Below are 14,358 nucleotides of genomic sequence, written 5' to 3' on the forward strand. Positions count from 1 at the left end.
TTTACCCGCCAGCAGCAACGGTAGCTGTGGCCGCTCGTTTTTGAGCGTTATCCGTAACAAGCACTGAATGCAGTCCGGGCTGCGGGGTGGCTCGCGTTGGGCGAGGCGATGGCAATGCCTCTTCGCGCATTCGGCGTCCTACTTCAACTGTCAGTTTTTGTGTGGCGCGATGCGCGCCGCGCGCTGGTCGGCGCCCCTGCGCGTTGGCATACTTTCCCCTCGATTTGCATAACTAGGCCAGTATTCTTCATGTGCCGTTCGCGCATTGGCCCAGGGGCGCGGGCGCTTTACTGGCACAAGCTCGCCCGCTTGGAGAGGGGCAGAGGCCGAAAGCAGGGGGAATTATGTCGTTGGCAGTATTGGCCAGCCGGGCACTGCACGGCATTGAGGGGCGCCCGGTAAGGGTCGAGGTGCATCTGGGCAATGGCCTGCCCGCTTTCAATATGGTTGGCCTGGCCAGCACCGATGTGCGCGAAAGTCGTGATCGCGTGCGTTCGGCCATCGTCACCAGCGGGTTCGAGTTTCCCGCCGGGCGTATCACCGTCAATCTTGCGCCAGCGGATCTGCCCAAGGAATCCGGGCGCTTCGACTTGCCTATCGCGTTAGGCATCCTGCTGGCCTCGGCGCAGATTGTGCCGGCCGGCGGTGGTGTGGAGCTCGCACAGTATGTGTTTGCGGGTGAAATGTCGCTTACCGGCGCCGTGATGCCTGTTGCGGCACCGCTGGCTATCGCGCTTGCAGTGGCCCGGCATAATCCTGATGCCATGTTGGTGCTGCCGCCCGGGTGTGCGGGCATTGCAGCCCAAGTGCCTGGCCTCAAGGTATTCGAGGCCGCTACCCTGGCCAGCCTGGCGGCGCATTTTGCGGGTACTGGCCTCTTGCCCGTCGCCAGCGCAGCAGCGCCGAGTTTGGGTGTGGGTTTCGATGATGCCATGCCTTGCCTCTCCGATGTACGCGGGCAGTTGCTGGCAAGGCGGGCACTCGAAATTGCGGCGGCGGGCGGTCACAGCCTGCTGATGTCGGGTCCGCCGGGCGCGGGCAAAAGCATGTTGGCCCAGCGGCTGCCGGGCATACTGCCGCCATTGTCTCAAGCCCAGGCACTCGAGGCGTCAGCCATCGCTGGTGTGAGCGGCGTGGCGCGCTACAGCAATCGGCCGCCTTTTCGCGCGCCGCATCACTCGGCGTCAGTGGCGGCGCTGGTGGGCGGCGGCCGCCATCCCCGGCCCGGTGAAATTAGTCTGGCTCACCATGGCGTGTTGTTTCTGGACGAATTGCCCGAATTCGGCGCCCACGCACTCGATTCGCTGCGCGAGCCGCTGGAAACCGGGCAGGTCAGCATCGCCCGCGCCGCGTGCACGGTAAGCTTTCCCGCGCGTTTCCAACTGGTCGCGGCCATGAATCCATGTCCTTGCGGTTTTCTGGATCATCCCGGCGTCAGCTGCCGCTGCAGCACCGATGCGATCATCAGGTATCGTGGCCGGGTGTCGGGCCCCATACTCGATCGCATCGACCTCCAGATATCGCTGCCGGCGGCTGATGCCGATTGGCTGGATGCGCCGCCAGGCGAACCTTCCGCGCCTGTACGCGAGCGGGTGGCCGGCTGCCGTGCCATTCAGCTTGCACGCCAAGGCTGCGCCAATGCCAGCCTGCCGGTCGCCGCCATCGAACAGCACTGCCGGCTTGAAACGGCGGCGCATGCATTACTGCGCCGAGGCTTGGGGCGCTGGCGCTGGTCTTCGCGCGTGGTGCACCGCATGCTGCGGGTGGCACGCACCGTGGCCGATACGGAGCGGGCATGCGATATTTCGGCCGTACATCTGGCCGAAGCCATCCGCCTGCGGCAGCCATGGAGTGGTTGACGGGGGCGGCCGGGGCGGATGCCTGCTGGCGGTACAATCCTCTAAAGCCATCTTGGCGGAAGGCCGGCAATCGCCACGGGCACCACATGTGCGGGCTTGTTGATCAGCCCCTCTATCAACTGGACAAGCCATTGAAAATCATCATATAATCCAAGGCTTTTCCGGCATTATTTCCGGTAAAAATCCAATAAGTGGATTTCAGGTTTATTGAAGTGCTGCCGAGGCCGGTGGCCACCTGCGTTCACAAATCATCGAGTTTTGCATCATGCCTAAGATGAAAACCAAGAAAAGCGCCGCAAAGCGCTTTAAGGTTCGCGGTAGCGGGTCGATCAAGCGGGGCCAGGCGTTCAAGCGCCACATCCTCACCAAGAAAACAACCAAGAACAAGCGCCAACTGCGCGGTTCTGCCGCGGTGCACGAATCCAACGTCGCCTCGGTCAAGGCCATGATGCCTTTTGCTTGATTAACGGAGATCACTCACTATGCCACGCGTAAAACGCGGCGTTACCGCCCGTGCCCGTCACAAGAAAGTCCTCAAAGCAGCGAAAGGCTATCGTGGCCGCCGCGGCAATGTATTCCGCATTGCCAAGCAGGCCGTCATGCGCGCAGGCCAGTATGCCTACCGCGACCGCCGCAACAAAAAGCGCACCTTCCGTGCGCTGTGGATCACTCGTATCAATGCCGCTTGCCGTGAACTGGGCGTAAGCTATAGCCAGTTCATCGCCGGCACCAAGAAGGCGTCGATCGAACTCGATCGCAAGGTTCTGGCCGACATGGCCGTCAACGACAAGGCTGGCTTCGCAGCCGTGGTTGCCCAGGCCAAGAACGCGCTGGCCTCGTAATCGGCCTGCACAATCTGTTGTAACACTGCAAACGGGGCCTCTGACGGGCTCCGTTTGCATTTGGACATGCGACATCTATGACATCCTCGGCCGAAGACCTGATACTCCAGGCTCAAGATCTTTTTGCGCAGGCGCATGACGCCGCGGCGCTCGAAAACGCCAAGGCCCGCTTCCTGGGCAAGCAGGGCGCGCTGACTGCCCTGCTCAAAGGGTTGGCCAGCCTTGATCCCGAACGCAAGAAAACGGAAGGCGCACACATCAACCAGGTCAAGCAGCGCATCGAAGCCTTGCTCAACGACCGACGTTCGGCGCTGGCACAGGCCGAGCTCGATAAGCGCTTGGCTGCCGAAACCATCGATGTCACGCTGCCGGGCCGCGGGCGCGGATTCGGCGGCATCCATCCAGTCATACAAACGTGGCAGCGGGTCGAGGCCATTTTCCGTTCCATTGGTTTCGATGTGGCCGACGGTCCCGAAATCGAGAACGACTGGACCAATTTCACAGCGCTCAACAACCCCGAAAACCACCCCGCGCGCTCCATGCAGGACACCTTCTACGTCGATATGAACGACGCGCAGGGCCTGCCGCTGCTGTTGCGCACGCACACTAGCCCGATGCAGGTGCGCTACGCGCGCATGAACAAGCCGCCCATCAAGGTGATCGCACCGGGACGCACCTACCGGGTCGACAGCGATGCCACGCACTCGCCCATGTTCCACCAGGTCGAGGGCCTTTGGATCGCCGAAGACATCTCTTTCGCCGATCTGAAGGGCGTCTATACCGATTTTCTGCGTGCCTTCTTCGAAACCGACGACCTGAGTGTGCGCTTCCGCCCCTCGTTCTTCCCGTTCACTGAGCCTTCGGCCGAAATCGACATGATGTTCACATCGGGGCCCAATCAAGGTCGCTGGCTCGAGATTTCCGGCTCGGGGCAGGTGCACCCCGCCGTCGTGCGCAATTTCGGGCTCGATCCCGAGCGTTATATCGGCTTTGCCTTTGGCTCGGGCCTCGAGCGCCTGACCATGCTGCGCTATGGTGTGAACGACTTGCGCCAGTTCTTCGAGGGTGATCTGCGCTTCCTGCGCCAGTTCAACCGTTAATCCCGATCATCCTGAATTCTTAGTCTACGAGCGGATCATGCAATTCCCTGAGTCCTGGCTACGCGCTTTTGTGAACCCCGACATCGATACCGAGGCGTTATCGCATCGCCTGACGATGGCCGGCCTGGAGGTCGAGGAAACCACGCCCGTTGCGCCGCCGTTTCGCGGCGTTGTCGTGGCGCACATCGTCGAGGTGGCAGCGCACCCCAACGCCGACAAGCTGCGCGTGTGCCAAGTGGACGACGGCACGGGTTCGCTGCTGCAGATCGTATGCGGCGCGCCTAATGCAGCCGCAGGCATGAAGGTGCCACTGGCCCGCGTGGGTGCTACGCTGCCGGGCGGCATGAAGATCGGCGTTGCAAAAATGCGCGGCGTAGAATCCTCCGGCATGCTGTGCTCTGCCCGTGAACTGGGCCTGTCGCAAGACCATGCCGGGTTGCTCGAACTCGATCCTGCACTCGGCATCGGCCAGTCCATCCGTGATGCGTTGGACCTTGACGATACGCTGTTCACGCTCAAGCTCACGCCCAACCGCGCCGATTGCCTGTCCATCATGGGTGTTGCGCGCGAGGTGGCCGCGCTCACCGGCGCGCCGCTGACGCCTCCCATGTTCGACGCGGTGCCGGTGACGCTTACCGATCGCCTCGATGTCAATGTGCATGCGCCCGACCTGTGTGGGCGTTTTGCCGGCCGCATTATCCGCGGCGTGAACGCGCGCGCGCAGACACCCGACTGGATGAGGACGCGCCTGGAGCGCGCTGGCCAGCGCTCGGTGTCGGCGCTGGTCGATATTTCCAACTACGTGATGCTCGAGCTGGGCCGTCCCACGCACGTGTTCGACCTGAACCGCATCAAGCGCAATACGCTCGACGTCCGTTGGGCCAGAGAGGGCGAAGCACTCGAACTGCTCAATGGCCAGACGATCAAGCTCGACAGCGATGTGGGTGTGATCTGCGCCGATGGCCAGGTTGAAAGCATGGCGGGGATCATGGGCGGTGAAGCCACCGCGGTCACGCTGGACACCACCGACATCTATCTCGAAGCGGCTTTTTGGTTTCCCGAGGCCATCATGGGGCGCGCCCGCCGCTACAAGTTCAGCTCCGAAGCCAGCCATCGCTTCGAACGAGGCGTCGACTTTGCCAGTATCCCCGAACACCTCGAGTTCATCACTCGTCTGCTGGTGGATATCTGTGGCGGCCAGGCCGGCCCTGTAGACGACCAGGTCGTCAACCTGCCCGAGCGTGCGCCGGTCACTATGCGTCTGGCGCGTTGCCGTAAAGTCCTGGGGCTTGACGTTTCGCGCGAAGAAGTCGAATCCATTTTCACGCGGCTCGAGCTGCCTTATGTTTTCCGCGACGACAATTTCATCGTTACGCCGCCGTCCTATCGCTTTGATCTCTTCCTCGAGGAAGACCTGATCGAAGAGGTGGCGCGCATCTATGGCTTCGAGCGCATTCCCGATGTGCCGCCCACCGCACGTGCCGACATGCTGGTGCAGCCCGAAGCGCTGCGCGGCCCGCATCTGCTGCGCGCGCGCATGGCTGCGCTCGACTACCAAGAGGTCATCAACTTCGCGTTTGTCGAAGAAGCATGGGAGCGCGACCTGGCCGGCAACACTGATCCGATCAGGCTGCTCAATCCCATCGCCAGCCAGCTTGCTGTCATGCGATCGAGCCTGCTTGGCGGTCTGGTGGCCAATATTGCCTACAACGCCAACCGCAAACAGAGCCGTGTACGGGTGTTCGAACTGGGTCGTGTCTTCCGGCGCGATACGCAGGTGGACGATGGCGATCTGTCCGTCGCGGGTGTGGCGCAGCCCACACGTCTTGCGGGTGCGGCATGGGGTCCGGCGCTTGATGAACAGTGGGGCCTGCCTACCCGCCAGGTTGACTTTTATGATGTGAAAAAAGATGTCGAGAACCTGCTGGGCGACAGCGCAGGGCGGCTCCAGTGTGTCGCGGCTGCGCATCCGGCGCTGCATCCAGGCCGCTCGGCCCGCCTCGAGCTCGACGGCACGCTGATTGGATGGCTGGGCGAGGTGCATCCCCGCTGGGCGCAGCAGCATGATCTGACGCATGCCCCGGTGGTGTTCGAGGTGGATGTGGCGGCAATCTCGCACGGTTCGCTGCCCGCGCCGGCGCCGCTTTCGCGTCAGCCCATGGTCATCCGCGACCTGGCCGTGTGGGCCAACGCCCAGGTGAGCTACCAGGCATTATTGGATACACTTAAGCAAACTATCCAATCTGATGATACGCTTGGGATCGTCAAAGACATTAAACTGTTTGATGTCTGGCGCGACAAGACCGCCGAGGCGGCCGGCGCTGCCGAGAAAAGCATGGCACTGCGCTTCTGGCTGCAGGGCCAGGATGCCACCCTGGACGACACAACTGTTGAAAAGTGCGTGGCGCGGCTGCTGGAAGTACTTGTTGCCGCACACGGCGTTCGTCAGCGCGCTTGAGGAGCACACATACGCATGAAAGCCGACCGTACCCTGACCAAGGCCGAGCTTGCCGAATTGCTGTTCGAGCGCGTAGGCCTGAACAAGCGTGAGGCCAAGGACATCGTCGATACCTTCTTCGAAGAGATCCGTGATTGCCTGGCGCGTGGTTCCGAAGTGAAGTTGTCCGGTTTCGGCAACTTCCAGGTGCGCGACAAGCCGCCACGCCCGGGTCGTAATCCCAAGACGGGCGAGATCATTCCCATAGCCGCGCGCCGTGTGGTGACTTTCCATGCGAGCCAAAAACTCAAGAGCGCGGTCGAGACCGCTGACAGCAGCGCACCGGCCTCCGAATAACAGGCATAGAATCCGCCCATGAGCACCAGCGAAAAATCCGTCATCCTGCCACCCATTCCCGCCAAGCGTTATTTCACAATCGGCGAGGTCAGCGAGTTGTGTTGTGTCAAGCCTCACGTGCTGCGCTACTGGGAACAAGAATTCACCCAGCTCAAGCCCGTGAAGCGGCGCGGTAATCGGCGCTACTATCAGCATCACGAGGTGCTGCTTATCCGCCGTATCCGTGATCTGCTGTATGAGCAGGGCTTCACGATCAGCGGCGCGCGCAACCGCCTGGGCGATGATGAGCCGCGTGATCAAGATGCGGCGGTACGCCTGTCGGGCGCCGAACTGCAGTCGCTTCGCACCGACCTGATGGCCATCCGGGACATGCTGGGCGCGGCGTTGGACGAACACGCTGCAGGGGCGCCCCCACGCGAACACCTGTTCTGATGTCTTAAAGCAGCGGGCCAGTCGGCGCCGCTTCTTGCCAATTGGCCAGACTATTTGCTTCATGCCGATTCATTCTTTGCGCGCGCGGGCGCTGGCGGCTTTATGCGAGCGAAACCCCTCCGCCAAGGCTCAGGCTGCGCAAGCGCTGAGCGACAATCTCGACCCCGGCGCCGCCATTATTTTCGATGCACCCGGAAACATACCCGGGCGCCCGGACACGCCCGAACTGGTCCGCCCGCAGGATGTTCGTGCCCGCACGCCGGGTTCGATACAAGGCAGGGCGGCACTCATCCATTCTCTTTGCCATATCGAGTTCAATGCCATCAATCTGGCGCTGGATATCCTGTGGCGCTTCCCAGGCATGCCCGATGCATTCTATGCAGACTGGGCGCGTGTCGCGCGCGAAGAAGGCCTGCATTTCTCATTGTTGCGCGCCCATCTGCGTACGCTGGGTTACGACTATGGCGACATGCCGGCCCATGACGGCCTGTGGGAGATGGCCGAACGTACGAAAGAGGATTTGCTTGCGCGGCTGGCCTTGGTGCCGCGTACGCTTGAGGCGCGCGGGCTGGATGCTTCGCCGGTTGTCAGACGCAAGCTGGCGGATGCGGGCGATTTGGCCGCGGCGGGCATTATCGACATTATCCTGCGCGATGAAATCGGCCATGTGGCGGCGGGCAATCGCTGGTATCGCCACGTATGCGCAACGCGCGGGCTGGACCCGTTGGCCGCGTTTCGCGAACTGGCCGCCAGGTATCGCGCGCCCAAGCTGCGGGGGCCTTTCAACCTGCCAGCGCGGCGCGCGGCAGGCTTCAGTGACGAAGAGTTGGAGGCGCTGTTGAGCGAGGCGGGCTGAACGCGGAGCCCGTGCGGATCAGTTTGCGGCGCTGCCCGGCGCTGAGCCGGACGCAGCGGGCGGCCTGCCACCGCCCACGACCGGCTCGGTGCCGGGTGCACCGAAGGTGACGACACGGCCAATGAACAGTACCGGGCCGCTGGGGCTGGCCGTAGGCGAACCGCCTTGTGGCTCAAGCGTCATTTCAAAGTATTGTTCTTTGCCCAGTTCTCCCATGAGCGCGGCCGGCACAGTGATCGGTCTGTTCGGATCGATCAGGCCCAACGAGCGCGGCGCCGACACGGTTTCGTTGTACGTCCAGAGTTGCACGGCGGATTTTGGCGCGACATCGCTGTGTACCTGCGGCGACATCAACACATTGCCCTGAGGGTCGAAGGTAACGATCCAGCCGGGTGTCGAACTTTGCCCGGGGGCTTGCAGGATGGCGGCGCGCGTAGGCGCAACTTGTACGACATTGATGGGTGGCGGCAGCGGCTCTTTGGGGACGAGCGAAATCGCCAGCGCAAGTGCGGCGAAGACGATAGTGGCGCCGCGCCAGAGCCAGACGCTGTGCATCAGACGGCGTTTTTCGGGAGGAGGGAGCGTTGAAGGCGCGGTGATCGGGATAGCGTCGGACGCAGATGCCGGGTTGAGCGGCGGTACACGCGCGGCGGCTTGTGCCGGCGAAAATGCAGGCGCGGAGGCGGCCGGCCGCGGGGCACCCTCGGTGGCAGGCGATGAATGGGGGGCTTGCGAAATACGCGAGGCGTCTGAAGGCGTACTCGGAAGGGAAGAGGCACCCATGTGCGCGGCTTGCCCGGACGAGGCGCGGCCTTGTGGCGCCTGCGTGGCGCCAGATGCGCCCACGAATGCGCTATCGTTGAAATAGGGCTCGCGCGGTGCGCGGCGGTGCGGATTGTGGCCGGGCGAACCGCCTGCGGGGGGGCGGGCCGTCGGGCCAGCCTGCCCGCTGTGCCCGGGGGCAGGCGTACCGTTGCGCTCGGCGCTTGATTCGCTGCCAGCCGCAGCCATACCCGCCGCACGCAAGGCGCCATCAGATATGGATGCGGCTGATGTGGCAGGCGCGTTGGCCGATGGGAGCGAGGCAGCGGCCGTGGATGGGGCCTCTTGTGTGGCGGTTGCTGCAATACCCGGCATGGCCGCGCTTGTGTTGTTGGGTATTTGGGCCGACGCGATGCCGTTGTGCGCCTGGGCCACGGCAGCCCCGTTGCTCGAATCGGCCATGCCGTTCATGGGGCGTGTAGCGCCATTTGGCCCAGGAGCTGCCGGTGTGGTGGCGCCGACCATGCCGTTTGCGAGGAACGGTTGAGGCGAATCTGGCTGACGGTACAAACTAGAGGGCGCGGGTGGGGCATTGTGCCCCAGGCTAGCCTGTATGCGCTGGAGCAGCAGCGGCGATGGGTCGACCGGTGGCAGCAGATCGGTGAGTTCGAGCAGGTTTTGTTCCCAGTCGAGTGCCATGGCGACGGCGTCGTCGCGCTCGCCCAGCAACTGATGCGCGCGGGCGAGCTCATGCGACTCGAGCAGGCCGAGCGTGTATTCGGCGATCAGGATGTGATGGCTGTTGGGTTTGGCGGCACTCATGCTTGACGCAGCCCCCGCAGTAGACTGAGGCCGACCTGGACGCGCGTTTTGGCCTGGGTGGCGGGAATACTGAGCCGCGCACCGATCTGCTCGTACGTATACCCCTTGTAGAACGCCATCATGATTGGTTCGCGCTGGCTGTCGTCGAGGCGGGCCAAGGCGCCCACCAGCGAGGTGGCGGGCATGTGTGCGCTAGCGACGCGAAGGTCGGGCAGAGCACCGGCTCCGGGCGGCTCGGGACGCCGGGCGGCCTGGCGCAGGCGCCTGAGCGCACGGTAGCGCAGGATGCTGTACATCCAGGCGCGGCCGGAACCAGCTTGTTCATCGAAGCTGCCGGCATTCTTCCAGATGAGTGTGAAGGTATCGCGCAAGAGGTCTTCGGCGCTGGCGCGCTGGCCCAGCAGCGAGATACCCAACGCCAGCATACGCGGCGCCTCGTGTTCGTAGAGCCTTTGGAATGCATGTTCGTCGCCGCGCGCGCAGGCGCGCAGGGCGGCGTCGTAATCGACGGGGGATGCTGCCATGGGTACTCCGGAATCGCCACATTGGGCGCGCCCCTTCGATACACAAGCGCATCGAAGGGGCGCGCGATCATCAGATTATTCGTTATTGTATTAGGTGCGGCGCGTGGCGATGGTTCCCGGGTGCAATTGAATGCATCAAGCTGGCGTGATGCCCGCTTTTTTGATGATCTCGCCCCATTTCTCGGTTTCTTTTTTCTGGAAATCGGCAAGCTCCTCGGGTGATGAGGTCACTGGCCGGGTACCGGTTTGGCTGTAGAACTGCTTCGCGGCGTTACGGCTCGTCGCCTTGACTAGCAAGTCGTGCAGCGTAGCGACAACATCCTTGGGCGTGCCGGCCGGCACATAGGCGGCAAACCAGTAGCCCATTTCGTAGCCAGGAACACCGGCCTCGGCGATTGTGGGCACATCGGGCGACAGCGGCGAGCGTTGGGTGCGCGTGACACCAAGTGCGCGCAGCTTGCCTGATTGCACCTGCGGCAGGCCGGTTGCCATATCCGCCATCATCATGTCGACCTGCCCGCCGAGCAAGTCGGTGATGACCAGCGGGTTGCTTTTGTAGGGTACATGGAGCAGCTCTACCCCGGCCATTTGCTGGAACAGTTCACCGGCCACGCGGCTGCTTGAACTGCCGCTGCCGAAGCTGTATTTGCCGGGGTTTTCCTTGGCCATGCGGATAAAGTCTTGTACGGACTTGGCCGGAGAAGCGAGGTTGACGACCATGATTTGGCCACCCGTGCCCAGCAGCGTTACGGGCTGAAAATCGGCAACGGGATCGTAGCTCAGTTTTTTGTACAGATGCGGATTGGCCGATTGCGAAGTGTTGGTGGTGATCAGCACCCTGTAGCCGTCAGGTTTGGCGCGAGCGACGTCGGCAGCGCCGATCATGGCGCTGGCACCGGCCTTGTTCTCGATCACGACAGCTTGGCTGGTTTGTTCCGTAACGCCCTGGCCGAGTGCGCGGGCGAGTTGGTCGGTGGCACTTCCCGCGCCGAACGGCACGACGAAGGTAATGGGTTGGTCGGGATACTTGGCCTGGGCGGCCAGTGGCGCGGCCAGGCAGGTGGCGGCGGCCAGCAGCAGGCCGAGGGTGAGGCGATGCGGATGCATAGTCAGTCTCCTTGGTTATTGGTGATGGGTGTTGCGTTGATGATCTGGCGCTGTGCGGCGCTCAGACGACGTCTGGCAAGCCGCGGGCGAGCACGGCGCTCACTTCGATCGGGATATCCAGCAGATGAAAGGACAGCCCCTTGCCATGCGCGTCCAGGTTGAGCGCGCTGTTCACGCCGCCATCGAGTACATCGTGCAGCACGAAGTTGAGCGCGCCCAGCGTAGGGATTTCGTAACGGTCGACGCGACTCGGGTGACGGTAGCTGAACCAGTCGCGCACTGCCTGCGCGGTGAGCTGCCGGGCGAGCAGCGCATAGTTGGCTTCGTCATAGGCGATGACACTGATATTCGAGATGTTGCCCTTGTCGCCGGTGCGGCTGTGGGCCAGCCGATAAAGCGGGACGGTGACAGCATCGGTGCCCCTGGCGGCGACCGTCGCTGTGGAAGCTGCGCTGGCGGCCATGTGATGCGCGCCGGCTTCAGCGATGCCATCGGCGCTATGGCTGGTGCCGCTGGCACCGATTTTGGGGGTATGGGCTGAATGCGTGACCATACGGTATGTTCCTTTGATTGTTTTGCTCGACTTCTATTCTTCGAAGCGCCAGCCAGCGGGTGCAAGCTCGCGTGGTATCAACGCCGAGACGCTGCCCAGGCGTGCGCGCAGCGATGTGCGTACACCACCCCCGCCGGCCGGGCCGCAGGTGTAGAGCGCGGTAACTTCGCGCAACACGTGCTCGGCCGTGGCGCGATCAGTGTGCGCACCCGCCACCCGCAGCCGCACGTCGCGTGCGTGGCTGTCGGGTGCTCCGCCCAGCATCTCGCCGCTGTCGTCGCCCAGTATGCTGGTGACGCCAATCAGATCGAAGCGTAGCGGCAGGCGATGGCCGATGCGCCGGCGCACCGTGTCGGCGGCGAGCCGGGCACGGGCCTCGGCCTGCACCCCTGCATAGGAGATCTCGGCCTCGGCCAGCCAGCCGCCCTGATAGCAGACGTTGACCTTGAGCGTATCTGGCCGTGCGTGGCCGCGCACGTCGTATACGCGCACCCTATCGGCGCCTGGTTGCGCCACACGCGCCTGGCTGATGTCGGCGACGACGTCGGGCGTGAAGTAGGCAGCCGGGTCGTGCACTTCGTAAAGGAGTTGTTCTTTGACTGTAAGGCTGTCCACCCGTCCACCGGTGTTGTCGGCCTTGCCGACCTCGAAGCCGCCATCGGCATCGATGCGGGCAATGGGGTAACCCAGCGTATCCATGCCAGGTACGTCCTTCAGGCCCGGGACGGCAAAGTATCCGCCGGTGACCTGAGTGCCGCATTCGAGCAGGTGGCCCGCCATGGTGGCGCCCGCCAGCCGCTGCCAGTCGTCGCCGGCCCAATCAAAATGGGCCAGCGCGCAGCCCACAGTTAAAGACGGGTCTGACACGCGTCCGGCTACGACAATGTCCGCGCCGGCACGCAGCGCCTCACCGATTTCCGCCGCACCCTGATAAGCGTTGATGCTGACGATGTCCAGCGTGTCCATCGCCGGCCCGAGCTGCTCCCGCAGGTAGGACTTCTGCGCAGCGTCGTTCAGCGTATCGCCCGAGAGCACCGCGATACGCGGCGCTCGCAGGCCCAGTTCACCGGCCAGCCTTCGGATGCGGCGCGCCGCAGCGGGCGGGTTGGCGGCGCCAAAATTGCTGACGATGCGTATGCCGTGCCGCAGACAAGGTTCGAGTGCCGGGCGCAGCAGGTCATCGAGTAGCGGCTCATAGCCGAGCTCGGGGTCGCGGTTGCGCGCCAGTTGCGCCAGCGCGAGCGTACGTTCGGCAAGGGTTTCAAAGATCAGGGCATGGCCGCCCTGGCGTACCAGGGTGTCGACGACAGGGCCGACGCCGTCCGTGCGGTCGCCCGAGAACCCTGTTGCGCAAGCAATGATCAGCGGTGTGTCTGGCATGTCTTCCTTTCTCCTCACGCCTCGTGCCGATGCGGCGCGTGGGCCGCGGTATGTGACGTACTGCGCGTCTTGCCGGGCGTCGAGCCTGGTGCCCACTGCGTGGCGCATCGCGATGAAGAAATGATAGGCACCCAGGATTAATAAGTAAAATACAAAAATACGATCAATTAATAGAGAAAATAATATGAATATCGCGGCCCGGCATCTGCGTGCTTTCGTGGCTTTGTGCGAAGAGAAACACTTCTCCCGGGCTGCGGCGCGCTGTCACCAGACTCAGCCGGCCTTCAGTGCGCTGATTCGCACGCTCGAAGAGCAGGTGGGTGCGCGCCTCTTCGACCGCAGCACACGCAAAGTCGAGCTCACGCGCGAAGGTGAGCGCCTGTTGGAGACGGCGCTGCGTGTGCTGCGGGATATCGATGACGCGGTGGGCGACATCCGCGACCGAATCGCGATCCGAAAAGGCAGAGTGGCCATTGCGGCGTTGCCTTCGCTGGCGGCGGGGTGGCTGCCGGATATCTGTGCGCAGTTTCATGCCGCACACCCTGGCGTGGATCTGATCTTGCGCGATGCCTTGCTGGAGCCATGCCTGGCACTGGTGCGTGCCGGCGCGGCCGATTTCGCCGTTGCGGCAATGGGCCGCGAAATGGCCGGGCTTGCGGTGGAACCATTGTGCGAGGATGCGTTTTACCTGGTCTGCCGCGACGATCACCACCTTGCCGGGCGAACGTCGCTGCGGCTTGCGGACTTGGCGGGCTGCGACATGATCCAGCTGGGGCAGGGCAGCAGCGTGCGCCAGAGCCTGGCGCCGCGCATCGACAGCCAGGGTTTGCGAACGTTTCTGGAGGTGGATCATCTGGCAACCGTGACCGGGCTGGTGGCGGCAGGCCTGGGGGTGAGCTTGGTGCCAGGCATGACATTGTTCCAGTTTCGTCATCCGCGCATACGCATTGTCCCGCTGGCGTCGCGCGATCGCATCATGCGCGCGCTTTATCTCATTCGCCGCCAGGATCGTAGCCTGCCCGGCGCCGCGCAAGCCTTTTATGACGTCCTGTTGGCGCGGCGCAGCGAAATACGAGCCCTGGATCCGCGCGTCAAGCCGGCAGGCTGACGCCCACGGCCGACGGTGCACGGCACATGGCGGCCAACTCCATAGCCTGAACGAGATCTTGCGAATGGAAATGACGCTGCGGCACCACGGCCACAGCCTGCGGGCTGCTGTCCCGATCGAGATACAGGCACCGGCATTGAGGCGTACGCTGCATATTGCACGGCCCCGCGCGCGCCACGCCTACAATATGGCCTTCCGAGCAAATACTAACTTTGGAAT

14 protein-coding genes are annotated in these 14,358 nt (G+C 63.4%); 9 read left to right on the top strand and 5 right to left on the bottom strand.

Features of this window, described 5'->3' with window-relative positions:
* Positions 1-344: 344 nt before the first annotated feature.
* The 8 genes from LOL23_RS01625 to LOL23_RS01660 all read left to right on the top strand — a co-directional run bounded on the left by LOL23_RS01625 (position 345) and on the right by LOL23_RS01660 (position 7,883).
* A complete protein-coding gene (locus tag LOL23_RS01625; protein ID WP_160976318.1) occupies positions 345-1,859 on the top strand; it encodes a YifB family Mg chelatase-like AAA ATPase in 1,515 nt (504 codons plus the stop codon).
* Positions 1,860-2,124: 265 nt separating this feature from the next.
* Positions 2,125-2,322 carry a 50S ribosomal protein L35 gene (gene rpmI, locus LOL23_RS01630; protein WP_160976320.1) on the top strand — a complete coding sequence of 66 codons (198 nt, stop codon included), beginning with the start codon at positions 2,125-2,127 and terminating at the stop codon, positions 2,320-2,322.
* A 19-nt stretch (positions 2,323-2,341) separates the two neighbouring features.
* Positions 2,342-2,701: a 50S ribosomal protein L20 gene (rplT, locus tag LOL23_RS01635; RefSeq protein WP_160976322.1), complete on the top strand. Its 360-nt coding sequence runs from the start codon at positions 2,342-2,344 to the stop codon at positions 2,699-2,701.
* A 77-nt stretch (positions 2,702-2,778) separates the two neighbouring features.
* Positions 2,779-3,801: a phenylalanine--tRNA ligase subunit alpha gene (gene pheS, locus LOL23_RS01640; RefSeq protein WP_160976324.1), complete on the top strand. Its 1,023-nt coding sequence runs from the start codon at positions 2,779-2,781 to the stop codon at positions 3,799-3,801.
* Between the two features lie 37 nt (positions 3,802-3,838).
* Positions 3,839-6,259, top strand: coding sequence for a phenylalanine--tRNA ligase subunit beta (pheT, locus tag LOL23_RS01645; RefSeq protein ID WP_160976326.1), 2,421 nt, complete (start codon positions 3,839-3,841; stop codon positions 6,257-6,259).
* Positions 6,260-6,274: 15 nt separating this feature from the next.
* On the top strand, positions 6,275-6,595 hold the full coding sequence (locus tag LOL23_RS01650) for an integration host factor subunit alpha (RefSeq protein WP_160976328.1): 321 nt from the start codon (positions 6,275-6,277) through the stop codon (positions 6,593-6,595).
* Between the two features lie 18 nt (positions 6,596-6,613).
* On the top strand, positions 6,614-7,027 hold the full coding sequence (locus tag LOL23_RS01655) for a MerR family transcriptional regulator (RefSeq protein WP_160976330.1): 414 nt from the start codon (positions 6,614-6,616) through the stop codon (positions 7,025-7,027).
* 61 nt (positions 7,028-7,088) lie between these two features.
* Entirely contained in the window at positions 7,089-7,883 is a 795-nt protein-coding gene (locus tag LOL23_RS01660) for a ferritin-like domain-containing protein (protein WP_160976332.1), read from the top strand.
* Between the two features lie 18 nt (positions 7,884-7,901).
* Here LOL23_RS01660 and LOL23_RS01665 read toward each other — a convergent pair whose 3' ends face one another.
* From LOL23_RS01665 to LOL23_RS01685, 5 genes are all read right to left on the bottom strand, one after another.
* Positions 7,902-9,467: an anti-sigma factor domain-containing protein gene (locus tag LOL23_RS01665; protein WP_237173076.1), complete on the bottom strand. Its 1,566-nt coding sequence runs from the start codon at positions 9,465-9,467 to the stop codon at positions 7,902-7,904.
* The gene (locus tag LOL23_RS01670; RefSeq protein WP_160976334.1) at positions 9,464-9,991 is read right to left on the bottom strand and encodes a sigma-70 family RNA polymerase sigma factor; all 528 of its coding nucleotides are present in this window, start codon (positions 9,989-9,991) and stop codon (positions 9,464-9,466) included. The genes LOL23_RS01665 and LOL23_RS01670 overlap by 4 nt, the downstream gene beginning before the upstream one ends.
* A gap of 135 nt (positions 9,992-10,126) precedes the next feature.
* On the bottom strand, positions 10,127-11,098 hold the full coding sequence (locus LOL23_RS01675) for a Bug family tripartite tricarboxylate transporter substrate binding protein (RefSeq protein ID WP_160976336.1): 972 nt from the start codon (positions 11,096-11,098) through the stop codon (positions 10,127-10,129).
* Positions 11,099-11,159: 61 nt separating this feature from the next.
* Entirely contained in the window at positions 11,160-11,561 is a 402-nt protein-coding gene (locus tag LOL23_RS01680; protein WP_160976936.1) for an AtuA-related protein, read from the bottom strand.
* A gap of 123 nt (positions 11,562-11,684) precedes the next feature.
* Positions 11,685-13,031, bottom strand: coding sequence for an acyclic terpene utilization AtuA family protein (locus LOL23_RS01685; RefSeq protein WP_160976338.1), 1,347 nt, complete (start codon positions 13,029-13,031; stop codon positions 11,685-11,687).
* Positions 13,032-13,215: 184 nt separating this feature from the next.
* Here LOL23_RS01685 and LOL23_RS01690 point away from each other — a divergent pair, with 184 nt between their 5' ends.
* Positions 13,216-14,139: a LysR family transcriptional regulator gene (locus tag LOL23_RS01690; RefSeq protein ID WP_160976340.1), complete on the top strand. Its 924-nt coding sequence runs from the start codon at positions 13,216-13,218 to the stop codon at positions 14,137-14,139.
* Positions 14,140-14,358 lie beyond the last annotated feature (219 nt).

Origin of the sequence: Paracandidimonas lactea (assembly GCF_021653995.1) — a bacterium.
GTDB classification, from domain to species: Bacteria; Pseudomonadota; Gammaproteobacteria; order Burkholderiales; family Burkholderiaceae_B; genus Allopusillimonas; species Allopusillimonas lactea.